Annotated in this window: 26 protein-coding genes; 14 read left to right on the plus strand and 12 right to left on the minus strand. The window is 67.5% G+C overall.

Translation table 11 applies throughout. From position 1 onward, the window contains the following. Positions 1 to 103: 103 nt before the first annotated feature. From RTY46_RS12730 to RTY46_RS12760, 7 genes are all read left to right on the plus strand, one after another. Positions 104 to 496, plus strand: coding sequence for a PTS fructose IIA subunit family protein (locus RTY46_RS12730; protein WP_312708773.1), 393 nt, complete (start codon positions 104 to 106; stop codon positions 494 to 496). Further along, a complete protein-coding gene (locus RTY46_RS12735; protein WP_108748798.1) occupies positions 489 to 758 on the plus strand; it encodes an HPr family phosphocarrier protein in 270 nt (89 codons plus the stop codon). The genes RTY46_RS12730 and RTY46_RS12735 overlap by 8 nt, the downstream gene beginning before the upstream one ends. 2 nt (positions 759 to 760) lie before the next feature. Continuing rightward, complete coding sequence (ptsP, locus tag RTY46_RS12740; RefSeq protein ID WP_312708774.1) at positions 761 to 2,530, plus strand: phosphoenolpyruvate--protein phosphotransferase; 1,770 nt, start codon at positions 761 to 763, stop codon at positions 2,528 to 2,530. Between the two features lie 182 nt (positions 2,531 to 2,712). Beyond that, on the plus strand, positions 2,713 to 4,074 hold the full coding sequence (mgtE, locus tag RTY46_RS12745; RefSeq protein WP_108748796.1) for a magnesium transporter: 1,362 nt from the start codon (positions 2,713 to 2,715) through the stop codon (positions 4,072 to 4,074). Positions 4,075 to 4,141: 67 nt separating this feature from the next. Further along, positions 4,142 to 4,408, plus strand: a complete 267-nt coding sequence (locus tag RTY46_RS12750) for a hypothetical protein (RefSeq protein ID WP_312708775.1) — start codon at positions 4,142 to 4,144, stop codon at positions 4,406 to 4,408. Between the two features lie 70 nt (positions 4,409 to 4,478). Further along, positions 4,479 to 5,276, plus strand: a complete 798-nt coding sequence (locus RTY46_RS12755; RefSeq protein ID WP_312708777.1) for a prolyl oligopeptidase family serine peptidase — start codon at positions 4,479 to 4,481, stop codon at positions 5,274 to 5,276. Between the two features lie 208 nt (positions 5,277 to 5,484). Further along, on the plus strand, positions 5,485 to 5,976 hold the full coding sequence (locus tag RTY46_RS12760; RefSeq protein ID WP_312708858.1) for a transposase: 492 nt from the start codon (positions 5,485 to 5,487) through the stop codon (positions 5,974 to 5,976). A gap of 129 nt (positions 5,977 to 6,105) precedes the next feature. On the opposite strand, the gene RTY46_RS12765 is transcribed toward RTY46_RS12760, so the two are convergent. From RTY46_RS12765 to RTY46_RS12775, 3 genes are read right to left on the minus strand one after another with little or no spacing between them, the layout of a single operon-like run. Next, complete coding sequence (locus tag RTY46_RS12765) at positions 6,106 to 7,056, minus strand: aspartate carbamoyltransferase catalytic subunit (RefSeq protein WP_312708778.1); 951 nt, start codon at positions 7,054 to 7,056, stop codon at positions 6,106 to 6,108. A 16-nt stretch (positions 7,057 to 7,072) separates the two neighbouring features. Then, positions 7,073 to 7,540 carry a Holliday junction resolvase RuvX gene (gene ruvX, locus RTY46_RS12770; protein ID WP_312708780.1) on the minus strand — a complete coding sequence of 156 codons (468 nt, stop codon included), beginning with the start codon at positions 7,538 to 7,540 and terminating at the stop codon, positions 7,073 to 7,075. After that, positions 7,533 to 8,099 carry a YqgE/AlgH family protein gene (locus RTY46_RS12775; RefSeq protein WP_312708860.1) on the minus strand — a complete coding sequence of 189 codons (567 nt, stop codon included), beginning with the start codon at positions 8,097 to 8,099 and terminating at the stop codon, positions 7,533 to 7,535. The genes ruvX and RTY46_RS12775 overlap by 8 nt, the downstream gene beginning before the upstream one ends. Positions 8,100 to 8,178: 79 nt before the next feature. On the opposite strand from RTY46_RS12775, the gene RTY46_RS12780 reads away from it, so the two are divergent. Together RTY46_RS12780 and RTY46_RS12785 are read left to right on the plus strand one after the other, a co-directional pair. Further along, a complete protein-coding gene (locus RTY46_RS12780; protein ID WP_312708781.1) occupies positions 8,179 to 9,954 on the plus strand; it encodes a DUF4153 domain-containing protein in 1,776 nt (591 codons plus the stop codon). Beyond that, positions 9,951 to 10,496, plus strand: a complete 546-nt coding sequence (locus RTY46_RS12785) for a DNA-3-methyladenine glycosylase I (protein WP_312708783.1) — start codon at positions 9,951 to 9,953, stop codon at positions 10,494 to 10,496. Before RTY46_RS12780 ends, RTY46_RS12785 begins: the two co-directional genes overlap by 4 nt. Positions 10,497 to 10,539: 43 nt before the next feature. On the opposite strand, the gene RTY46_RS12790 is transcribed toward RTY46_RS12785, so the two are convergent. Further along, on the minus strand, positions 10,540 to 11,247 hold the full coding sequence (locus tag RTY46_RS12790) for a YitT family protein (protein ID WP_312708785.1): 708 nt from the start codon (positions 11,245 to 11,247) through the stop codon (positions 10,540 to 10,542). A gap of 325 nt (positions 11,248 to 11,572) precedes the next feature. Beyond that, the gene (locus RTY46_RS12795) at positions 11,573 to 11,785 is read right to left on the minus strand and encodes a DUF4287 domain-containing protein (protein ID WP_312708786.1); all 213 of its coding nucleotides are present in this window, start codon (positions 11,783 to 11,785) and stop codon (positions 11,573 to 11,575) included. A gap of 311 nt (positions 11,786 to 12,096) precedes the next feature. Here RTY46_RS12795 and RTY46_RS12800 point away from each other — a divergent pair, with 311 nt between their 5' ends. After that, entirely contained in the window at positions 12,097 to 12,996 is a 900-nt protein-coding gene (locus RTY46_RS12800) for a LysR family transcriptional regulator (protein ID WP_312708787.1), read from the plus strand. A gap of 64 nt (positions 12,997 to 13,060) precedes the next feature. Here RTY46_RS12800 and RTY46_RS12805 read toward each other — a convergent pair whose 3' ends face one another. The 5 genes from RTY46_RS12805 to RTY46_RS12825 form a co-directional block, all read right to left on the minus strand. Continuing rightward, positions 13,061 to 14,044 carry an aldo/keto reductase gene (locus RTY46_RS12805; protein WP_312708789.1) on the minus strand — a complete coding sequence of 328 codons (984 nt, stop codon included), beginning with the start codon at positions 14,042 to 14,044 and terminating at the stop codon, positions 13,061 to 13,063. 103 nt (positions 14,045 to 14,147) lie between these two features. Then, positions 14,148 to 14,744 (minus strand): hypothetical protein, encoded by a 597-nt coding sequence (locus tag RTY46_RS12810; protein WP_312708790.1) that lies wholly within the window; start codon positions 14,742 to 14,744, stop codon positions 14,148 to 14,150. A gap of 199 nt (positions 14,745 to 14,943) precedes the next feature. Continuing rightward, entirely contained in the window at positions 14,944 to 15,639 is a 696-nt protein-coding gene (locus RTY46_RS12815) for a PIN domain-containing protein (protein ID WP_312708791.1), read from the minus strand. Positions 15,640 to 15,658: 19 nt separating this feature from the next. Then, the gene (locus RTY46_RS12820) at positions 15,659 to 16,801 is read right to left on the minus strand and encodes a PilT/PilU family type 4a pilus ATPase (RefSeq protein WP_312708792.1); all 1,143 of its coding nucleotides are present in this window, start codon (positions 16,799 to 16,801) and stop codon (positions 15,659 to 15,661) included. Positions 16,802 to 16,896: 95 nt separating this feature from the next. Then, a complete protein-coding gene (locus tag RTY46_RS12825) occupies positions 16,897 to 17,934 on the minus strand; it encodes a type IV pilus twitching motility protein PilT (protein ID WP_108748780.1) in 1,038 nt (345 codons plus the stop codon). Between the two features lie 87 nt (positions 17,935 to 18,021). Between RTY46_RS12825 and RTY46_RS12830 the strand changes: the two genes are divergently transcribed. Further along, positions 18,022 to 18,699: a YggS family pyridoxal phosphate-dependent enzyme gene (locus tag RTY46_RS12830; RefSeq protein ID WP_312708793.1), complete on the plus strand. Its 678-nt coding sequence runs from the start codon at positions 18,022 to 18,024 to the stop codon at positions 18,697 to 18,699. Between the two features lie 20 nt (positions 18,700 to 18,719). Then, positions 18,720 to 19,541 (plus strand): pyrroline-5-carboxylate reductase, encoded by an 822-nt coding sequence (proC, locus tag RTY46_RS12835; RefSeq protein ID WP_312708794.1) that lies wholly within the window; start codon positions 18,720 to 18,722, stop codon positions 19,539 to 19,541. A gap of 95 nt (positions 19,542 to 19,636) precedes the next feature. Here the strand turns inward: proC and RTY46_RS12840 are convergent, their stop codons facing one another. Next, entirely contained in the window at positions 19,637 to 20,509 is an 873-nt protein-coding gene (locus tag RTY46_RS12840) for a LysR family transcriptional regulator (protein ID WP_312708795.1), read from the minus strand. A gap of 100 nt (positions 20,510 to 20,609) precedes the next feature. Here RTY46_RS12840 and RTY46_RS12845 point away from each other — a divergent pair, with 100 nt between their 5' ends. After that, on the plus strand, positions 20,610 to 21,212 hold the full coding sequence (locus RTY46_RS12845) for a short chain dehydrogenase (RefSeq protein WP_312708796.1): 603 nt from the start codon (positions 20,610 to 20,612) through the stop codon (positions 21,210 to 21,212). A gap of 17 nt (positions 21,213 to 21,229) precedes the next feature. Here the strand turns inward: RTY46_RS12845 and soxR are convergent, their stop codons facing one another. After that, positions 21,230 to 21,664 carry a redox-sensitive transcriptional activator SoxR gene (gene soxR / locus RTY46_RS12850; RefSeq protein WP_312708797.1) on the minus strand — a complete coding sequence of 145 codons (435 nt, stop codon included), beginning with the start codon at positions 21,662 to 21,664 and terminating at the stop codon, positions 21,230 to 21,232. Positions 21,665 to 21,746: 82 nt separating this feature from the next. Between soxR and RTY46_RS12855 the strand changes: the two genes are divergently transcribed. Continuing rightward, positions 21,747 to 23,123 carry an MFS transporter gene (locus RTY46_RS12855; protein WP_312708798.1) on the plus strand — a complete coding sequence of 459 codons (1,377 nt, stop codon included), beginning with the start codon at positions 21,747 to 21,749 and terminating at the stop codon, positions 23,121 to 23,123. Positions 23,124 to 23,126 lie beyond the last annotated feature (3 nt).

The following is a 23,126-nucleotide window of genomic DNA, read 5'->3' on the forward strand; positions in this document are numbered from 1 at the left end:
TTTCAACGAAAAAGGGCTCTGACCCCGGCAACACTGAATACGGGACACAGTGCCCCTCTCCTGCTGCTATCGCCAATTCACCTCGACCTGTTAACGTGCAGTAATGACCTGTGGCATTCTCCTCGTAACACACCCTGGAATCGGGACCGCCCTGCTTGATGTGGCGACCCGGCTCCTGCGGCAGCTGCCGCTGAAGACCGAAGCTTTCGAAGTACCGTTCGACGCAGACCTGGATGCCCTTCTTCCGCTCGCCTCGGCTGCCCTGCGCCGGGTCGATGGGGGCGAAGGCGTGCTGATCCTGACCGACCTGTACGGCGCCAGCCCTGCCAACCTTGCCGGGCAGCTGGCCCGGCTGGGAACCCCGGTTCGCCGGGTGTCGGCGCTGAGCCTGCCGATGTTGCTGCGGGTGATGAATTATCCGGAACAGGCACTGGATCAACTGCCCGCCACTGCGGCGGCGGGCACCCGCAATGGAGCGATAGTCGACGATGCTTGAACGAGAACTCACCGTGAGCAACCGCCTGGGCCTGCATGCCCGGGCCACCGCCAAGCTGGTGCAGACCCTGGCGCCCTTCCGCTGCAACGTGACCATGGCCGCCAAGGGCCGTGAGATCAACGCCAAGAGCATCATGGGCGTGATGCTGCTGGCCGCCGGCCAAGGCACGCCGGTCACCATCCGCATCACCGGCGAGGACGAGGCGGCTGCGATGGACGCGGTGGTCGATCTGTTCGAGCGCCGCTTCGACGAGGACAGCTGAGCGTGCCGCGCGCACGTGCCGGGCAACTGCCTTCCGGCCAACGGCCGGTGCAGCTGCTGTCCGGCCACGGCGCCGCGCGCGGTACCGCTCTGGGGCGCGCCCGCGTGCGCCTGCCGCATGCGCTGGAAGTTGCCGAACAGCGCGTCGCCCCGCAGCAGGTGCCGGCCGAGCTGGCCCGCCTGCACCGCGCCGTGGAAGCGGCGCGCACCGAGATGCACGACCTGCGCCAGCGCCTGCACGGCGCGCTGAACCAGGAAGTGGGCGAATTCCTGGACCTGCACGCCCTGCTGCTGGATGACCCGGAACTGCTGTTCGGCCTGGACGAACTGATCCGCAGCGGCCCCTACAGCGCCGGCTACGCGCTGCGCCTGCAGCGCGACCGCCTGGCCAAGGTCTTCGATGGCATGGACGATGCCTATCTGAAGAGCCGCATGGACGACCTGGACCATGTGATCGGCCGCATCCATGCCTTCCTGCAACCCGACCGCGCGCCGGTGGTGAAGGGCCTGGCCGGGGAAATCCTGGTCTGCGACAACATCGCACCGTCCGAGCTGGCCCAGCTGCAGGCCCAGGGCGTGGTCGGCATCGTCACCGCCGCCGGCAGCGCACTGTCACACAGTGCGATCCTGGCCCGCAGCCTGCACCTGCCGTTGATCGTGAACGTGCCGCAGGTACTGGGCCGGGTGGCCGACGGCGATGTGCTGATCATCGACGGCGCCGACGGCAGCATCACCGTGAATCCGCAGGCCGACAACCTGCGTGACTACCGCGTACGGCTGAAGGAACACGCGCGCGAACAGCGCGAACTGGGCCGCCTGCGCAGCAAGCCCAGCCGCACCCGCGACCAGGTCGATATCGCCCTGCTGGCCAACGCCGAATCGCTGGAAGACGTGACCCAGGCACATGCCCTGGGTGCGCAGGGGCTGGGCCTGTACCGCACCGAGTTCCTGTTCCTGCAGCGCAACGAGCTGCCCGACGAGGAAGAACAGTTCCAGACCTACCGCGATGCCGCACTGGGCATGAGCGGACGCCCGGTCACCATCCGCACCCTGGACCTGGGCGCGGACAAGGCCGACCGCACCGGCCTGACCCTGAGCAATGAAGACAACCCGGCCCTGGGCCTGCGCGGCGTGCGCCTGTCGCTGGCGCGGCCGAAGGTGTCCGACACGCAGCTGCGCGCGATCCTGCGCGCGTCCGCCTACGGCAAGCTGCGCGTGCTGGTGCCCATGGTCAGCACCCGCGAAGAACTGCTGGCGGTGCGCCGGCGCCTGCTGAAGCTGGCCGAACAGCTGCGCGCCGAAGGCCATGCGGTGGCCGACCATGTGCCGCTGGGGGCGATGATCGAAGTGCCCGCCGCCGCACTGGCACTGGAAAGCTTCATCGACCTGGTGGATTTCCTGTCGATCGGCACCAACGATCTGGTGCAGTACCTGCTGGCCGCCGACCGCAACAACGAAGCGCTGGGCGAGTTGTATTCGCCGCTGCACCCGGCGGTGGTACGCCTGCTGCAGCTGGTGATCGACACCGGCGCGCGCCACCGCATTCCGGTAGCGGTGTGCGGCGAGATCGCCGGCGACGCACGCATGACGCCGCTGCTGCTGGCACTGGGCCTGACCGAGTTCAGCCTGCACCCCGGCACCCTGCTGGAAGTACGCCGTGCCGTGCGCGAAAGCGATCTGGCGGCGCTGCGCGCACGCGCCCCGAAACTACTGGCCGCGCGCGACCGCCGCGGCATCGAACGCTGGCTGGCGCTGGTGGCCGAGACACCCTGACTGCCGCGCTACGCGCTCGCCGGGCGCGGCCCGGCGCTACCACCACAATGCGTCCCCGGTAGCGCCGGGCCATGCCCGGCGGCTATGCGTTGCAACATCGGCTTGCGATAATGACGCGCTGAACACCCCTGTTGCCGCATCCTTGCCTGGATCGCGGCTTTTCTCTTTCCGCGGGAGCTGCGATGGCCGAAGCTGTACGCCACGACAAGACTGCGCGCCAACTGCGCCTGTTGTCCGATGCGCTCGACAGCGGCCGGCTGGGCCCGGTGCGCCGCCTGGTCAACACCCTGGCGCCGGCCGAGATCGGCAACCTGCTGGAATCGCTGCCGCCGGGCAAGCGCGAGGTGGTGTGGGGCCTGGTCGACCCGGAAGACGACGGCGAGGTGCTGGTCCACGTCGGTGAGGAAGTGCGCGAGAGCCTGCTCGCGGACATGGACCCGGACGAAATCATCGCCGCGGTCGAAGACCTGGACATCGACGATCTGGCCGACCTGGTCGAGGATCTGCCCGATACGGTCATCGACGAAGTCCTCAAGTCGATGGACCGCGAGAACCGCGAGCGTCTGGAACAGGTGCTGTCCTATCCCGAGGACAGCGCCGGCCGCCTGATGAACCCGGACGTGGTGACCGTGCGCGCCGACGTCAACGTGGACGTGGTGCTGCGCTACCTGCGCCTGCGCGGCGAGCTGCCCGACCACACCGACCATCTGTTCGTGGTCAGTCGCCGCCATCAGTACCTGGGCCGCGTATCGCTGGCCGCACTGGTCACCCACGAAGACACCACGCCCATCAACCGCCTGATTGATGACGAGCAGCCGGCCATCGATGTTGGCGAAAGCGACCAGGAAGTGGCGCGGCAGTTCTCCGACCATGACTGGGTGTCTGCGCCGGTGGTGGACGACAACAACATCCTGCTCGGCCGCATCACCATCGATGACGTGGTGGACATCATCCGTTCGCAGGCCGAGCACCAGGCGCTGGGCGCCGCCGGTCTGGACGAGGAAGAGGATCTGTTCTCGCCGATCAAGCGTGCCGTGCGCGGCCGCGTGGTCTGGCTGGGCATCAACCTGTGCACCGCCTTCCTGGCCGCCAGTGTCATCGGCCAGTTCGAACTGACCCTGCAGAAGGTCGTGGCACTGGCCGTGCTGATGCCGATCGTGGCCGGCGTGGGCGGCAATGCCGCCGTACAGGTGCTGACCCTGATGGTGCGCGGCATCGCGCTGGGCCAGGTGGGCCAGAGCAACGCCCGCATCCTGCTGTGGAAGGAAGCGCGCGTCGCGCTGATCAACGGCACCCTGATCGGCCTGCTGGTGGGCGTCATCGCCTTCCTGTGGTTCCACAGCCTGCTGTTGTCGCTGGTGATCACCCTGGCGCTGATCATCAACTTCCTGGCCGCCGCACTGGCCGGGGTGCTGCTGCCGCTGCTGCTCAAGCGCATGAACGTCGACCCGGCCGTGGCCGGTACCGTGGTGGTGACCGCAGTGACCGACGTGATGGGCTTCTTCAGCTTCCTCGGCCTGGCCACCCTCATCCTGCTGCACTGACCCCGCACGGGGTCGGATCCCTGCGCAGCAGGGCTCTGACCCCAGCTGCACTACCTTCCGAACGCCCATGGCCACCACGATCGACAACTACTTCCAGCCCGGCTGGCGCGAACAGATGCACACCTGCGCGGCGTGCGAATGGAAAGGCAGCTCGCGCGCGATGGTGATGGAACTGGACGAAGACGCCACCGAGTACGACTGCCCGGTGTGCGAAAACCCGTTGCTGGTGGTACTGCACCCCGACCTGGCGCAGGTGCAGGCCGCGGCCGCGGCGGGCAATGCCGAAGCACAGGAGCAGTTGGCCATCATCGCCAGCGCCCCGCGCCCGCAGTGATGCGCTGCACGATGCCCGGCGCGCGCCGACGCACTACCATGAAAACGCTTCCAACCCCTGGGGAAACGCCATGGTTCGTCCGTTCCTGCGCTGGCTGCCGCTGCTGGCCGTACTGATGCTCAGCGCTTGCGCCAGCACGCCGGACAGCGCACGTGGCCACTTCGAATCCCGCGCGGTGAAGGTGGACGGGCAGACGGCCTACTACCAGGTGTTCATTCCTGCCGACCGCGCACGTGCCGCCGGCCCGCTGCCGGTGGTGCTGTTCCTGCATGGCTCGGGTGAACGCGGCAGCGACGGGGTGAAGCCGACCCACGCCGGACTGGGCCCGCATCTGCGCCGCCACGCGGCCGATTTCCCGGCGCTGGCCGTGTTCCCGCAGGTGCCCGGCGACCAGGAATGGAGCGGCCACAACAACCGCGTCGCCATCGCTGCGCTGGATGCGACCGTGGCCGAATTCAACGCCGATCCCGCGCGCCAGTACCTCACCGGCATGTCGATGGGCGGCTATGGCAGCTGGAACATCGCCCTGGACGACCCGCAGCGCTTCGCCGCGATCGTGCCGGTGTGCGGCGCGGTGCTGGCCCCGCGCGCGGTGCGCCCGACCCTGTTCGTCGAACAGGTCGCGCATGAAGCCGATCCCTACGCGGCCATCGCCCAGCGCCTGCAGCGCACCCCGATCTGGATCTTCCACGGCGCGCTGGACGATGTGGTGCCCCCGGCAGACGACCGCAGACTGCATGCCGCCTTCCAGGCGGCCGGCGCGCGCGACGTGCGCTACACCGAGTACCCCGACGGCAACCACAACGCCTGGGACGCCACCTACGCCGACCCGGCCATGTGGGCCTGGCTGTTCGCGCAGAAGCGCTGACGCTGCGGTAGGTGCCAACCTTGGTTGGCACACGCACCGCTCTGGTAGGTGCCAACCTTGGTTGGCACTCACACCGCCTTGGTAGGTGCCAACCTTGGTTGGCACTCACACCGCCTTGGTAGGTGCCAACCTTGGTTGGCACACGCTTACCCAAAGCCAAGTCATTCCCCGATGTTCACCGCAGGCAGGCCCGCCCATGCTTGCCTCCATGAACAGCCCTCGACTTCTGCTCGGCCGTCATTCCAGCATCGGCCTCCGCTACATCCTCACCACCGTTGTCCATGGCCGCGCTCCGTTGCTTGCCAGCGATGCTGCTGCAGAGCTGGCTATCCGCGAATTCCAGCGTCTCGACCAGGAAGGCTTCACCCGATCGATTGCCTATGTGGTCATGCCCGACCACATTCATTGGCTGGTCGAACTGCGCGCAGGGACACTTGAAACGGTGATGAAGCGATTCAAGTCGCGCACGGCACAACAGGCGAATCGATCCTTAGGGCGAATCGGGCGTTTCTGGCAGGGCGGCTATCACGATCACGCGATTCGATCTGATGAATCGCTGTACCGGCATGCGATGTATCTGATGGGTAACCCGATCAGGGTTGGGTTGGCGGCACAGGTCGGGCACTATCGACACGCGTGGTGCGAATGGGAGCTGGAATCGCCATGTGTTTGTCTGGGAACCACTGGCACTGACGAATAGTGCCAACCAAGGTTGGCACCTACCAAAGCGGGGCGTTTGCCAACCAAGGTTGGCACCTACCAAAGCGGGGCGTGTGCCAACCAAGGTTGGCACCTACCAGAGCGGGGTGTGTGCCCGCCAATACCGCTATCAACCCAGCAGGGTTTCCAGCACGGCCATGCGCACGGCCACGCCGTTGGCGACCTGGCGCAGCACCCACGACTGCGGACCGTCGGCCACCTCATCGGTCACTTCCACGCCGCGGTTGATCGGGCCCGGGTGCAGCACCGCGGCATCCTTGCCGGCACGGGCCAGGCGTGCGGCGTTCAGGCCGTACTGAGCGTGATACTGCTCCAGCGACGGCACCAGGCCTTCTTCCATGCGCTCGCGCTGCAGGCGCAGCATCATCAGCGCATCGGCACCTTCCAGCATGGCGTCGAAGTCGTCGCCGACCACGCAGCCCTTCAGGGTTTCATCGTCGGGCAGCAGCGACTGCGGGCCGCACACGCGGATCTCGCCCACGCCCAGCGTGCGCAGCGCATGCAGGTCGGTGCGGGCCACGCGCGAGTGCTTCACGTCGCCGACGATCACCACCTTCAGCTTCGAGAAGTCCGGGCCCTTGGCCTGGCGCAGGGTCAGCATGTCCAGCAGGCCTTGGGTCGGGTGCGAGCTGCGGCCATCGCCGGCGTTCACCAGCGCAGTGCCCTCGCCGGCCGCGGCGGCCAGTGCCGCCACCGCGCCATCATCGGGGTGGCGCACCACGAAGCCGCGCACGCCCATCGCTTCCAGGTTCTTCAACGTGTCGCAGGCGGTCTCGCCCTTGCGCGTGGAAGACGTGGAGGCATCGAAGTTCAGCACATCGGCGCCCAGGCGCTGGGCCGCCAGCTGGAACGAACTGCGGGTGCGGGTGGACGGTTCGAAGAACAGCGTGCACACCGCCGAACCGGCCAGCACCTGCCGCTTGTTGCCTACCCGGCCAACGGCCGCATCGCGGATCTGGCCCGCGCGGTCGAGCAGCTGCACCAGGGTTTCGCGGGGAAGGCCTTCAAGGGTCAACAGGTGGCGCAGGCGGCCGGAGGCGTCGAGTTGCTGGGCGGTCATGGCAGGCGTCGTGCAGTCAGGGAATGGGGATGGCGTCGTCGGGGGACGACAGCCAGCGGTCGATGATCACCGCCGCGGCCACGGCATCCAGCGCGGCCGCATCACGGCGGCGCTTGCGCCCTTCGGCGCGCTCGACGGCGAAACGGCGGGCGGCTTCGACCGAGCTGGAACGCTCGTCGATCATCACCACCGGCAGCTTGAAACGTTCCCGCAGCTGGCGGGCGAAGCCCTGCGCGCGCTTGCGGTTGGGTTGGTCCTGGCCGTCCAGGGTGAGCGGATCGCCCACCACCAGGCCGTCCGGCTTCCATTCCTTGATCAGGCGCTCCACGGCAGCCCAGTCCGGGCCGTTGCCGTGCACATCCACCACGGCCACCGCACGGGCGTGCGCGGCGAACGCGCTGCCGATGGCCACGCCGATCCGACGCGAGCCGACATCGAAGCCGAGCACGGTACCGTCGCGACGGATCAGGACCGGCTCAGACATGGCCGCTGTAGTCGGTCAGGCGGAACAGGTCCACGCCGATGCGCGCTGCGGCGCCCTGCCAGCGCTGCTCCAACGGCAGCTGGAACACCACCTCTGCATCGGCCGGCACCGTCAACCAGCTGTTCTCGGCCAGCTCGCTTTCCAGCTGGCCCGCCCCCCAGCCGGCACAGCCCAGGGTAACCAGCGCATTGGCCGGGCCTTCGCCGCGGGCCATGGCTTCCAGGATGTCGCGTGATGTGGTCAGGAACAACCCATTGCCCACCGCCAGGCTGGAATCCCATTCACGCGCATCGTCGTGGATCACGAAGCCGCGTTCAGGGTGCACCGGCCCGCCGTTGAGCACCATGCGCGCCTGCAGTTCACTGTCGCCGGTGGCAATGTCCATCTGCGCCAGCACCTCGCCCAGCGTGTATTCCGACGGCTGGTTGACCAGCACCCCCATGGCGCCGTTGTCGTCGTGCTGGCAGATCAGGGCGACGGTACGGGCGAAGGTGGCGTCGGTCAGCGACGGCAGCGCGACGAGCAGGTGATCGGCAAGGGAGGTGGGCGTTACAGGCATGGCGGTCATTCTACCTGCTGGGGCCGCACGCGGGCGCGAAGGCATGGGCTAGGATGGCCGCATCCAAGGAGGAAACCCCATGCAACAGGACGCAGCACTGGCGTGGCCGACGCGCAGCATGATCGTATTGATCGCCCTGCTGCAGGGTCTGGCGCTGTACGCCGCGCAGGAACTGTACGAGACCGCGCCTTTCCAGGATCCCGCCTGCCGCTTCGCCTGGTACGCGTGGGTGCTGACCGTGCCCACCGCCATCGCGCTGACCCTGGTCGACCTGAGGGACCGCCGGCTGTGGCTGCATGCGGCGCTGGCATCGCTGCTGGTGGCGGCGCTGGCCGGTTGGGTGGGCTGGACCCTGCGTGGCATGGAAGGGCACTGGACGTCCGCGCAGCGTGAACCGCTGGCACTGGGCCTGGCAGTGGCGACCTTCGTGGCGCTGCCGTGGTGGCAGTTCCGGCTGCAGCACGGTTCCTGGCGCGCCGACCACGCCGCCCTGTTCGAGCGCGCCTGGCAGAACGGGCTGGTGCTGTTGCTGGCGGCCGTGTTCACCGGCCTGGGCTGGATGCTGCTGTGGTTGTGGGCCGCCCTGTTCACCCTGGTAGAGGTGTCGTTCTTCCAGCAACTGTTCGCCGAGCGCGCCTTCGTGGCGCTCGCCACCGGCACCCTGGCCGGATTCGGTGTGCTGATCGGGCGTACCCAGCACCGCGCCATCCAGATCACCCGCCAGGTGCTGTTCGCGATCTGCCGCGCGCTGCTGCCATTGCTGGCGTTCATCGCCGTGCTGTTCGTGCTGTCGCTGCCCTTCACTGGGCTGATGAGCGGCGCCGGCCACCGCTCGCCGGCCAAGGAACTGCTGACCCTGGCCCTGCTGCTGATCTGCCTGGTAAATGCGGTCTACCAGCGCGACGACACTGAACTGCCCTACCCGCGCCTGCTGCGGCGTGCGGTGGAAGCCGGCCTGCTGACGCTGCCGATCTACGCCGGACTGGCGTTGTACGCGCTGGCACTGCGGATCGGCCAGTACGGCTGGACCATCGATCGCTTCTGGGCAGCGGCCGCTGCGCTGATCACCGCCGGCTACGCGCTGGGCTATGCGCTGGCCGTGCTCCGGCCCGGGGAGCGCTGGCTGCAGGGCGTGGAACCGGTGAACCGGGTGATGAGCTGGGCGGTGATCGCCGTGGCCGTACTGGGCAATTCCCCCGTGCTGGACCCGGCGCGCCTGTCCGCGGCCAGTGTGGCCGAGCGGCTGCGCAGCAATCCTGCGCAACTGGTGGTGCGTGATGTCAGCTACCTGCGCGAACACACCGGGCGCCGGGGCGTGGACGTGCTGCGCAGGCTGCAGCAGGACCCCGCCATCCAGGCCGACCGCCGCGCCTCGAGCATCATTGCCCAGCAATTGAGCGGCAGGAAAATGCCCAGCTATCGCCAGGAAAACCTGGTGGAGGCCGGCGTGTACGACCTGCCGACGCTGAAGGCACGCATCCAGATGGCGAAAGGCAGCGCAATGCCCCCGGACAGCTGGTGGCAGGCGGTGCTGGATGACCTGGACAGCACCGAGTGCCTGTCCAGCAACGAGGGTTGCATGGCCCTGCAGCGCGATCTGGACGGCGACGGCCAGCCGGACGTGCTGCTGTGCCAGATCCGAAGGGCATGGGGCCCGCAGTGCGACCTGCACACCCTCGACGAAGGACACTGGACGAACGTGGGGCAGATCCGCTTCGGTGCCGAGGCCGCCAACCAGGCGCTGCGCGAAGGTCGCCTGCAGACGCGCGAGAGCCGCTGGCCGGAGTTCCTGCTGGATGACCAGGCGAGCACCCTGCAGTACAACAACGACTTCGGTAAGAGGCGCAGCAAATGAGCGGATACTGCCGCATCGCCCCGGGCCATCCGGTGCACGATTACTACCACGCCCATGAATACGGCTTCCCGCAGCGCGAGGAACGCGAACTGTTCGAGCGCCTGGTGCTGGAAATCAACCAGGCCGGCCTGAGCTGGGAAACCATCCTGAAGAAGCGCGAGGGCTTCCGTGCGGCCTACGATGGCTTCGACGTGGACCGCGTGGCGGACTATGCCGAGCAGGACATTGAACGCCTGCTGTCGGACACCGGCATCATCCGCAACCGGCTGAAAGTGCTGGCTGCGATCCACAACGCGCAGGTGATCCAGCAGCTGCGCGCGCAGCATGGCAGCTTCGCCGCCTGGCTGGATGCGCACCATCCGCGCAGCAAGGCCGACTGGGTGAAGCTGTTCAAGAAGACCTTCCGCTTCACCGGCGGCGAGATCACCGGCGAATTCCTGATGAGCCTGGGCTACCTGCCCGGCGCGCATGCCGAGGATTGCCCGGTGCATGCGCGGCTGTTGAAGCTGTCCCCGCCGTGGCTGCAGGCGGCTGGCCGCTGATGCAGATCCGCCGGGCATGGCCCGGCGGAAGCCATTGGTGCAATCAGACGCCCATGTACCGACCGGGGCGGTGGTTGAACATCAGCACCAGGCTGAGCACCACCGCGCCGATGGCCGAGTACATCACCTTCGACGGCGACAGTACGAAGAACGCGGCCACCATCAGGCAGGCGTCGAAGGACATCTGCACCTTGCCCGCACTCCAGCCACGGGTGCGCTGCAGGTACACCGCCAGGATGCCGATGCCGCCCAAGCTGGCCCGGTGGCGGATGAAGAACAGGATGCCCAGCCCCGACAGCGCGCCGCCCACCAGCGCCGAATACAGCGGCGCCATGTGCGAGAAATCGGCCCAGCGCGGCAGGATGTCGGTCAGCACGCCACAGGCCGTGACCGCCGCGAAGGTCTTCAGGGTGAATTCCCAGCCCATGCGGCGCACCGCCACCCAGTAGAACGGCAGGTTCACCAGCACGAACACCAGGCCGAAGTTCCAGCCCATGGCGTAGTGCAGCAGGAAGGCCATGCCTGCCATGCCGCCGATCATCAGCCCGCCCTTGGCGAAGATGGCCAGGCCCAGCGAGGCCACCAGCATGGCCAGCACCATGCCCTGCACGTCTTCGGCCACGGAATGGCGAAGTGCTTTGTCGTCGGCGGGGGTGCCGGCACTGTCAGGCGGCGGGGTCAGCGGACCGGCGGTGACCAGGTGGCCGTCAGCGTCGTCGCACGGCGCGGGGCCATGGGAATGCAGGGACATGGGGTGTGGGGTGCTGCAGTGGGGACGCGTATTAGACACGATCCCGATGACAGTTGCAGATGAAATCGATTCAGTTGGGTGGCCGGCGAACGGCGCAGCCCCTTGTGGCTGGGCGGCATTGCGTGGTTCGTCGGCTTGGCCGGGCGGGGCGGGTTCGCGGGGGACGCCGTTAACCCTTCCCTGGGGGCTTGGCCGCGGCATCCATGCCGCGGACACCCCCGCGCCCCCACCCCGCCCGTCCTTGGACAGGTTCCGTGCGCCGTCCAGTCACGTGAAAAGAAAAAAGAAAAAAGCAGGAGCGGGTCGCTTCGCTCGGGAGCGGAGGTCAGCGTGCGGCTTTGAGATGGTGGGCGACCAGGGCGTTGGCGTGGCCGTGGCCCAGGCCGTGTTCGATCTTCAGGTAGCTGACCAGTTCCATGTGCTTCAGGCCCGGCTGCTTGGCCAGCAGGCCCAGCCAGTGCGCCACCGGCTGGCCGTAGGTTTTTTCGATGGAAGGGAAATACGAGGCCGGGCCTTTCGGCGGGGTGTCAGTGCGCATGTGCCACTCCTGTTGAACGTCATTCATTCAACGAATCACAGCCGCACAAATCGACAACCCCACTACCCCGCCTGGCCCGACAGATCGCAGCAAACTGTCGAAGGCGGGGTGGGTCCGGTTGAGGGGGCGTGAGCCGCATGGATGCGGCGACCGAGCTTACATGGACGTACTTGCAGCGTCCCCCTCAACCGGACCCACCCCGCCATCCCACGGATAGCCAGCTTTTGACGTTGCCTTTGCCGTTGCGGCTGCTGTTGACGTTGACGTTGCTTCGGCAGGTGCCGGGCGCAGCCCGGCCGTATCATCCCCCCATGCCCCGTGAAAACCTCAATGACCTGCAGGCCTTCGTCCACGTCGCCCGCGAGGGCAGCTTCACCCGCGCCGCCGCACAGCTGGGCGTATCCCAGTCGGCCCTGAGCCATGCCATGCGCGGGCTGGAAGCACGCCTGGGCGTGCGCCAGCTGACCCGCACCACCCGCAGCGTGTCCACCACCGAAGCCGGTGCGCGCCTGCTGCAGTCACTGGCCCCGCGACTGGCGGAAATCGAGGAAGAGCTGGTCGCGCTGGCCCAGTACCGCGAGCGCCCGGCCGGCACCATCCGCATCAACGCCACCGGCCACGCCGCTGAATACCTGGCCTGGCCACGGCTGGCGCCGCTGCTGCAGCAGCACCCGGACCTGAACGTGGAACTGACCACCGATTACGGTCTGGCCGACATCGTGGCCGAACGCTACGACATCGGCATCCGGCTGGGTGAACGCCTGGCCCGCGACATGGTGGCGGTGCCGATCAGCCCGCCGCTGCGCATGCGCGTGGTCGGCGCACCGGCCTACTTCCGCCAGCACGTGGCCCCGACGCATCCCCACGATCTGGCCGCGCACAACTGCATCACCCTGCGCCTGCCCACCCACGGCGGGCTGATGCCCTGGGATTTCGGCCGCGATGGCGGCGAGCTCAGCGTGCGTGTCGCCGGGCAATGGACCTTCAACACCATGGGCATGACCCGCACCGCGGCCCTGGCCGGCAGCGGCCTGGCCTGGCTGCCCGAAGACCAGGTGCAGGCCATGCTGGACGACGGGCGCCTGCAGTCGACGCTGGACGACTGGTGCCCCACGTTCGACGGCTACTACGCCTATTACCCGTCACGCCGCCACGTCAGCGTGGCCATGCGCACCGTACTGGACGCGCTGCGTGGGCCGATGGGGGGCTAGGCCGAGGAGTGCGGACCAACGGTCCGCACCCACAATCAATGGTCCGCACCCACCACAGATCAGATCAGCCCTTGGCCTGCGCCGCACGCTGCGCGTTGTAGCGCTCGCCGACGATCGCCACTTCGTCCAATACCTGGGCAATGTGCTGCAGTTCCTGCGGCGACAACTGCAGCGCAGCGGCGGCAAGATTCTCTTCCAGACGGTGCACCTTGGTGGTGCCGGGAATCGGCACGATCCACGGTGCCTGCGCCAGCAACCAGGCCAGCGCTATCTGCGCCGGGGTTGCCCCACGGGCCGCGGCCAGGGTGCTGATGCGGTCCACCAGCGCCTGGTTGGCGCGGCGCGCTTCCACTTCGAAACGCGGCACGGTGTTGCGGAAGTCGTTCTCGGCGAAGGTGGTTTCGGCGGTGATCGCACCGGTCAGGAAGCCACGGCCAAGCGGGCTGAACGGCACGAAGCCGATGCCCAGCTCCTGCAGCGTGGGCAGCAGTTCGCGCCCGGGCTCACGCCACCACAGTGAGTATTCGCTCTGCACCGCCGCCACCGGCTGCACCGCATGCGCGCGGCGCACGGTGGCCGCACTGGCTTCTGACAGGCCGAAATGCAGCACCTTGCCCTCGGCAATCAATTCGCCCACCGTGCCGGCCACGTCCTCGATCGGTACGTTCGGGTCCACGCGGTGCTGGTAGAACAGGTCGATGCGATCGGTGCGCAGGCGCTTCAGACTGGCTTCGGCCACCGCGCGGATGTTCTCCGGCCGGCTGTCCAGGCCGGTATCGGTGCGCGCCTGCTTGAAGCCGAACTTGGTGGCAATCACCAGCTGGTCGCGGTACGGCGCCAGCGCCTGGCCGACCAGTTCTTCGTTGGTGTAAGGGCCATACACTTCGGCGGTGTCGAAGAAGGTGACGCCGCGTTCGACCGCCGCATGCAGCAGGGCAATGCCCTGCTCCTGCGCAACAGGCGTGCCGTAGCTGTGGCTCAGGCCCATGCAGCCCAGGCCCAGCGCGGAAACCTTCAAGCCGCTGCGGCCGAGTTCACGTGTCTGCATCGTCGTGTTCCTGAAAGGGGGAACGACGACGATACGCCCGCCAGGCCGCCGGATGGAACGGCCTGAATGGCAGTCGGTCATGATTGGAATTCATCAATCGGCATCAGAGCCGACGGCCGGCCAGCATCACCCCGAACGCGAGGGCCAGCAGCAGCACACTGCCGCCCACGATCAGCAGCAGGATATGCCAGCCGCCGAAACGGTCCATCTGCTGCATGTCCACCCGCTCATCCTGGTGATAGCGACGCAGCAGACTGTTGATCGGCAGCAACGGCATGAACGCCAGCACCGAGATCAGCCCCACCCCACCGCGTACCTGGCCGACCAGGCACAGCAGGATGTAGAACACTGTCAGCATGCCCGGGGTGAACGCCAGGATGCGCCGCCGGTTCTCGGCGACGACCTGCAGATCGCGGAAGCAGAAGTAGGCCCAGATCGGCGAAAACAGCGCGCGTGCCCAGGGCCATTGTTCGCCCTCGCTCTCGCGTTTGATCGCCTGCCAGTTCCGCCAGAACCAGTACATCGGGTACACGCCCAGGGTGGACAGGGACAGTGCGACGATCTTCATGGTGGGCGGCGAATAGTAGACCGCCGCAGTGGGCGCGGGCCGGCTGGCCAGCGGCGTCGGCGCAGCAGCCGGCAGCACCGGCGGGCGCGCAGGCGCAGCCGCCGGCGCACGGTACGGGTCGTGCAGTTCCATATGCAAACCTGTTGTCTGTCGCGCCGGCGCGGTGCCGGCTCCCCCTGTCCCGCGAACGCGGTGACGGCGCGACTATCGCAGAACCCCCCGGTAGAGTCGAGCTTGCTCGACTACCCTGCACTGCGCGGGCCATCAGTCGAGCAAGCTCGACGCTACGAACGCGCGGTCAATCGGGCGAAACCCCGCCTTTGCAGCCGCCTCAGGCGGTGAACTTGCCCAGCTGGTAACGAAGCTTGCCACCCTCCACCACCATCCACTTCCTCTGCTGCAGCTCGGCAATCACGCCAGGGATCCGGTCCTGCGGCACATGCCCAGCCAACGCATTGCCCAACGACTTGATCGAGGCAGGGCGCTTGCTGCCCACCTTGACCAACCACCCATGAACATACTTCAGGCACTCCTGCCCACTCATCGCCTTGTCCGTTGATTTTGCCTGGGGCTTGGCCGCAGCCGGCGTGCTCGCGGCCGCACTGCGGAACATCGGCAGCGCCTCTATCGACACGCTGCGGGACACCGCGAACTGTCGCCCGCGCAGATAGGCGATCAGCGGATCGTAGCCGGTGTCCTTGGAAATGATGTGGATGCGCGCCTTCGGATCGCTGCTGAGCAGTTCACCGACATGGAAGGCAATATGAAAGTCGAGCGCATTGGCTCCCTGCCCCTTGCAGCGCACGTAGCACCCGTGACTGCCCAGCGCATGGATCGCCTCGGCCACGTCGATGTGGATCTTCGTCTGCGCACTGCCCACGAACACGATGACCGTGAAGCCAGGTGCGACCAGTCCCTTCAGAGAACAGGGCTGCACGTTCTCGTAATCGATCAGCACAACATTGCGCAGCGCCGGCATATCCATATGCACCCCGTCAGGTTGCAACCGCCGCCGGGGTGCGTTCACCCCGGCACTGTCCGGGCGCTCAACGCGCCTCGGAAATCTCCACCCCATCCAGACCCTGCGACAGCGTGCGTGCGTCGCCGCCCTGGCTGAGCTTGATGCGCAGGCGCACCTCGTTCTGCGAATCGGCGTAGCGCAGCGCGTCCTCGTAACTGATCTCGCCGGCCTGGTACAGCTCGAACAGGCTCTGGTCGAAGGTCTTCATGCCCAGCTGGACCGATTCCTTCATCAGTTCCTTCAGCTTGTGGATCTCGCCCTCGCGGATGTAGTCCTGCACCAGCGGCGTGCCCAGCAGGATTTCCATGGCGACCTTGCGCGAGCGACCGTCCGGCGACGGCACCAGCTGCTGCGCGACCACGCCCTTCAGGTTCAGCGAAAGATCCATCAGCAACTGGTTGCGGCGGTCTTCCGGGAAGAAGTTGATGATGCGGTCCATCGCCTGGTTGGCGTTGTTGGCGTGCAGCGTGCACAGCACCAGGTGGCCGGTTTCGGCGAAGGCAATGGCGTGGTCCATGCCCTCGCGCGTGCGCACCTCGCCGATCATGATCACGTCCGGCGCCTGGCGCAAGGTGTTCTTCAGGGCCGCTTCCCAGCTGTCGGTATCGATGCCCACTTCGCGCTGGGTGATGATGCAGCCTTCGTGCGTGTGCACGAATTCGATCGGGTCTTCGATGGTGATGATGTGGCCGGTCGAGTTCTGGTTGCGGTAGCCGATCATCGCCGCCAGCGAGGTGGACTTGCCGGTACCGGTGGCGCCGACGAACAGGATGATGCCGCGCTTGGTCATCGCCAGCGTCTTGATGATCGGCGGCAGGCTCAGTTCTTCCACGGTGGGAATGCGCGTCTCGATGCGACGCAGCACCATGCCCACCTGGTTGCGCTGGTAGAAGCAGCTGACACGGAAGCGCCCCACCCCGGCCAGGCCGATGGCGAAGTTGCATTCGTGGGTCTTTTCGAACTCCTCGCGCTGCGCCGGCGTCATCACGTTCAGCACCAGGTCGCGGCTCTGCTGCGGGGTCAGTGGTGTCTGGGTGATGGGCGAGATCTTGCCGTTCACCTTGATCGCCGGCGGCATGCCCGCGGTGATGAACAGGTCGGAGGCGCGCTGGTGCGCCATCAGCTTGAGGAACGAGGTGAAGTCGATGGTGCTGGCGGTGCTGTTCATGGCGGGCTCCCAATGGGCATGTGCCAGAGATCGGTCGAGCGCGGAACGTCAGCGCGGCGGCCACGTCTGTGCGGGCCGCCGTGCCGAAGCCCTCCTTACTCGAACAGACGCTTGTCCTTGGCGTACTCGCGCGCCTGGTTGCGGGTGATCAGGCTGCGCTTGACCAGGTCCTGCAGATGCTGGTCCAGGGTCATCATGCCGTACTGCTGGCCGGTCTGGATGGCCGAGTACATCTGCGCCACCTTGTCCTCGCGGATCAGGTTGCGGATGGCCGGGGTGCCGACCATGATTTCCCACGCAGCGGTACGGCCACCGCCCACCTTCTTCAGCAGCGCCTGCGAAATCACCGCACGCAGCGACTCGGACAGCATCGAGCGCACCATCGGCTTTTCGCCGGCCGGGAACACGTCGATGATTCGGTCGATGGTCTTGGCCGCCGAACTGGTGTGCAGCGTGCCGAACACCAGGTGGCCGGTTTCCGCAGCGGTCAGCGCCAGGCGGATGGTTTCCAGGTCGCGAAGTTCGCCCACCAGGATGATGTCCGGATCTTCACGCAGCGCCGAGCGCAGTGCTTCGTTGAAGCCGTGCGTATCACGGTGCACTTCGCGCTGGTTGATCAGGCACTTCTGCGAGGTGTGCACGAATTCGATCGGATCCTCGACGGTGAGGATATGGCCGTATTCGTTCTTGTTGATGTGGTCGATCATCGCCGCCAGCGTGGTCGACTTGCCTGAACCGGTAGGCCCGGTCACCAGGATCAGACCCTGCGGCTGCTGGATCACTTCGCGGAACAGCGGCGGGCAGGCCAGGTCTTCCAGGGTCAGCACTTCGGAGGGAATGGTACGGAACACCGCACCGGCACCACGGTTCTGGTTGAAGGCATTGACACGGAAGCGCGCCAGCGAGGGAATCTCGAAGGAGAAATCCACTTCGAGGAATTCCTCGTAATCGCGGCGCTGCTTGTCGGACATGATGTCGTAGACCAGCGCGTGGACCTGCTTGTGGTCCAGGGCTGGAATGTTGATCCGGCGAACATCGCCGTCCACGCGGATCATCGGCGGCAGGCCTGCGGACAGGTGCAGGTCCGACGCTTTGTTCTTTACGGAAAACGCCAACAGTTCGGCGATATCCATGAGCGGCTACTCCCCAATAACGGCTGCGACTGGAAGGATCTTTCCCCGGGCGGCAGTATAGCCTCCTGTCACACCGGAACGCGTTACGTGCCCACTCCCCTGCCCGAAATCCTGAGCAACCTGCACAACGCCGCCGAAGCCGCCGGGCGGCCAGCCCCGCGCCTGCTGGCCGTTTCCAAGACCCAGCCGGCACAGGCCGTGGCCGCGCTGGCCGCGCAGGGCCAGCAGGCCTTCGGCGAGAATTACGTGCAGGAAGCCCTGTCCAAGATGCAGGCGCTGCAGGACCTGCGGCTGGAATGGCACCTGATCGGCCATCTGCAGTCGAACAAGGCCGAGGCCGTAGCTGCCCATTTCGACTGGGTGCAGAGCGTGGACCGGGCCAAGCTGGTGACCGCACTGGCCCACCACCGCCCGGCCGGCCGCGCGCCGCTGAACGTGCTCATCCAGGTCAACATAGACGATGAAGGCAGCAAGCACGGCTGCACGCCGCAGCAGGTGGATGCGCTGGCCCAGGCCATCGCCGCTGAACCATCGCTGCGCCTGCGTGGCCTGATGGCGATTCCTGCGCCGTGGCCCGAGGCCGCGCGCCGCCGCGAGGCTTTCGTGCGCATGCGCACACTTTTCGAGACACTGGCCGCCGGCCACCCTCACGTGGATACCCTGTCGATGGGCATGAGCGGCGACTACGCCGAAGCCATCGCCGAAGGCGCCACCCTGGTGCGCATCGGCACCGCCCTGTTCGGTGCGCGCCCGCGCCCGGTCTGATTCGCAAGGAGAACTGTTCCATGGCAGCGGCATCCATCACCTTCATCGGCGGCGGCAACATGGCGCGCAGCCTGATCGCCGGGCTGATCCGCCAGGGCACGGCGCCTGCGCACATTCACGTGGCCGAACCGGTGGCCGAACTTCGGCAGGCGCTGGCCGACGATTTCGGCGTGCAGACCCATGACAACGCCAGCGATGCGGCTGCCCAGGGCGACGTGTGGCTGCTGGCGGTCAAGCCACAGGTGCTGCGCGGGGTGTGCCAGAGCCTGCAGTCGCTGGCGCAGCAGCACCAGCCGCTCGCCGTCTCGATCGCCGCGGGTATTACCAGTGCGCAGCTGCAGCGCTGGCTGGGCGGCACCCTGCCGGTGGTCCGCGCCATGCCCAATACCCCTGCCCTGCTCGGCGCCGGTGTGACCGGGCTGTATGCCACCGCCGCGGTCAGCGCGCCGCAGCAGGCGCAGGCCGAACAGATCCTGGCCAGCGCCGGGCGCACGGTGTGGATCGATGATGAAGCACTGATGGATTCGGTGACCGCCGTCTCCGGCAGTGGTCCGGCCTATGTCTTCCTGCTTGCCGAGGCGATGGAAGCGGCGGGCATCGCCCAGGGCCTGCCGGCCGATGCCGCGCGCACGCTGGTGGTGCAGACCCTGCTGGGCGCGTCGCGCATGCTGGATGAAGCCGGCGAGAGCCCGGCCGAACTGCGGCGCCGGGTCACCTCGCCCAATGGCACCACCCAGGCGGCGATCGAAAGCTTCCAGGCCGATGGATTTGAACGGCTGGTGAGCAAGGCATTGCGCGCGGCGCAGCAGCGTGGGCGGGAATTGTCTGCGGCCAACGATTGAGCCCGGTGTGCCGACCAACGGTCGGCACCCACCGATCATCCATCTGGGGTCGGATCCCTTTGCGCCAGCAAAGGGCTCTGACCCCTGGCCCTGATCTACCCCAGCTGCTGCATCACGTACTCCACGAAACACTGCAACCTCGGCCGTGGCCTGCGGTCGGGCAGATAGATCAGGTGCATCGGCCGTGGTTCGGGCAGGTAGTCGCGCAGCACCGGCTTCAACCGCCCCGCGGCGATCTCGGCGGCCAGCAGCGCGGTCGGCTGCAGCACCAGGCCCGCGCCGGCCACCGCCGCTTCGCGCAAGGCCAGGCCATCGTTGCTGCTCAACCGCGCTTCCCAGTCCACCTGTTCGCCGTTGGCCAGCTGCCAGCCATGGCCGCCGCGCCAGGCCAGGTGGCTCAGGCAGTCATGTCCGGCCAGATCGGCCGGCGTACGCGGTGTGCCGCGGCGGCGCAGGTAGGCCGGCGCCGCGCACAGGCTCATCGCATACGGCGGCAATGGGCGCGCCACCAGTTCCTGTGAAGGCAGCGGGCCAACCCGGATCGCCGCATCGAAGCCGTCCTCGATCAGGTCCACCCGGCGGTTGCTCAGGTCCAGCTCGATGTTCAGTTCCGGCTGTGCGCGCAACAGACCGGCCAGCAGGGGCGCCAGCACGCAGCTGCCCCAGGTGGTGGGCGCGCTGATGCGCAGCAGGCCACGCGGCTGCCGCTGCAGGCCGGCCACGTCGGCCTCGGCCTGCAGCACCTGCTCCAGCACCTGGCGGCAAGCGGCCAGATAAGTAACCCCGGCGTCGGTCAACCGCTGGCGGCGCGTGTTCCGCTGCAGCAACGCACTGCCCAGGTGCACTTCCAGCTGCTGGACGTACTTGCCCACCATCACCGCCGACACCTGCAGGTGCTCGGCGGCTGCAGAAAAACTGCCCCGGTCGGCCACGGCGGCAAACGCCTGCATGCAGCGCAACAGATCCATTGCAAACCTCTGGTTAGCAATCAGCAAACGATAAGCACCTTACCAAACCATCGGAGCGGGGCGCAGACTGGGCACCTCCCCTCTTCGCCCCGGAGTCGCCATGAAGATCCTCCTCGTCGGTGCCAGCGGCACGCTCGGCCAGGCCGTTGCCCGCCACCTGGGCCAGCAGCACCAGATCATCACCGCCGGCCGCAACAGCGGCAGCCTGCGCGTGGACCTGACCGATGACGGCAGCGTGGCCGAGCTGTTCGCACAGAGCGGCCCGCTGGACGCGGTGATCTCCACCGCTGGCAAGCTGCACTTCGGCCCGCTGCAGCGCATGACCGCCGCGCAGTTCAACAGCGGCCTGCAGGACAAGCTGCTGGGCCAGGTGCGCCTGGCACTGGCCGCGCAGCATCACCTGCAGCCGGGCGGTTCGATCACGCTGACCAGCGGCATCGTCAGCGCGCAGCCGATCCGCGACGGTGCCAACGCCACGGCCGTGAACCAGGCACTGGAAGGCTTCGTGCGTGCGGCTGCACTGGAACTGCTGCCGCGCGGGCTGCGCATCAACGTGGTCAGCCCGAATGTGCTGGTGGAATCAATGGAGGCCTACGGGCCCTACTTTCCCGGCTTTGAAGCGGTCACTGCGCAGCGCGCCGCGATGGCCTTCCAGCGCGCGGTGGAAGGCATCCAGAGCGGCGAGACGCTGACCGTCTGGTAGGCGCTCGCAGAAACGGATCAGCCCCAGCGCATGGGACCATCGCCGCGCTGGCCCAGCACGTCGTCCGGGTTGGCCAGCCGGCAGCGTTTCAACGACAGGCAACCGCAACCGATGCAGCCGGTCAGTTCATCGCGCAGCAACTGCAGCATGTGGATGCGTTCTTCCAGCTCCTGCTGCCAGCGTGCCGACAACCTGGCCCAATCGGCCTTGGTCGGCGCGCGCCCCTGCGGCAGGGTGTCGAACGCGCGCGCCACCGCTTCCAGCGGCATGCCGACCCGCTGCGCCACGCGTATCACGGCCAGCCGGCGCAGCACGTCACGGGCGTAACGACGCTGGTTGCCTGCCGTGCGCAGACTGCTGATCAGCCCCTTGCGCTCGTAGAAGTGCAGCGCCGACACTGCCACGCCACTGCGTTGCGCCACCTCGCCCACCGCCAGTTCCGATTCCGCCATTGCTTGACCTCAACCTTGGTTCAGGTGTGATGCTGGCGCTTCCGCAGCACGAACACAAGCGCTGCACTGCTATCGTCTGCCGATGAACACCCCCTCCCCTGCTGCCGCGGCGCCTGCGCCCGTGGTCGATTCCATTCTTTCGCCTGCCCACCGCGCCACCACCGTTGGCATGGTCGTGCTGGTTGCATTGCTGGCCTTCGAGGCGCTGGCGGTGGCGGCGGCCATGCCCACCGTGGCCGAAGCGCTGGATGGCCTGCGCCTGTACGCACTGGCCTTTGGCGGAACGCTGGCCACCAGCGTGGTCGGCATGACCCTGGCCGGGCGCTGGGCCGATCGCGATGGACCGGCACGGCCGCTGTGGTGGGGTCTGGCCAGCTTCCTGCTGGGCCTGCTGCTGGCGGGCCTGGCCACGCGCATGGGCATGCTGGTGGCGGGGCGGTTGCTGCAGGGGTTGGGTAGCGGCGCCATCTCGGTGGCGCTGTACGTGATGGTGGGCCGCCACTATCCCGAGGCACTGCGGCCGAAGGTATTCGCCGCCTTTTCTGCCGGCTGGGTGGTGCCGTCGCTGGTGGGCCCGGCGATCAGCGGGCTGATCGTGCAGCACCTGGGTTGGCGCTGGGTGTTCCTGCTGGTGCCGTTGCTGGCGATACCGGCCGCACTGATGCTGCGGCCGGCCCTGGCCGGTCCGGCGCGCGCGGCAGCCTCTGCGGGCACGAATGCGGGCGAGGCCGACGATCGCGTGCGCTGGGCCAGCGGCGCAGCACTGGCCGCCCTGCTGCTGTATGTCGGCGGCCAGCAGCACGGCACGGTGGCGCTGGCCTGCATGGCGGTGGCCGTGGTCGCGCTGCTGTGGTGCGCCCGCCAGTTGCTGCCGACCGGCACGCTGCGCCTGCGCCGCGGCCTGCCCAGCGTGATCGCCCTGCGCGGCGTGGCGGCGGCAGCCTTCTTCGCCTGCGAGGCCTACCTGCCACTGCTGCTGCAGCGCGAGCGCGGGCTCTCGCCCAGTTGGGCCGGCGCGGTGCTCAGCCTGGGTGCGCTGGGCTGGTTCGCTGGATCGTGGCTGCAGGGCCACCAGCAGCGCGGCTGGTCGCGCCAGCGTCTGCTGCGGGTGGGCACTGTGCTGATGAGCGTGGGTATCACCGCCACCCTGGCGGTGCTGTTCAACGCGGTGCCGCTGCTGCTGGCGCTGGCAGGCTGGGCCCTGACCGGTTTCGGCATGGGCCTGATCTACGCCAGCCTGTCGGTGCTCACGCTGTCGCTGTCAGCGCCGCAGGAACAGGGCCGCAACAGTTCGGCGCTGCAGTTGAGCGAAGCACTGTGCGTGGCAACCGCGCTGGCCGTGTCCGGTGCCTTGTTTGCGCTGTTCGTGGAACGCGCCCCGCACACCGGATACGTGCTGTGCCTGGCAATCACCGTCGGCCTGGCGGTGTTCGCCAGCGTGGTTGCGCGGCGGGTGTAGTCG

Source organism: Stenotrophomonas sp. (genome assembly GCF_032056425.1).
In the GTDB taxonomy this organism is placed as follows: Bacteria; Pseudomonadota; Gammaproteobacteria; order Xanthomonadales; family Xanthomonadaceae; genus Stenotrophomonas.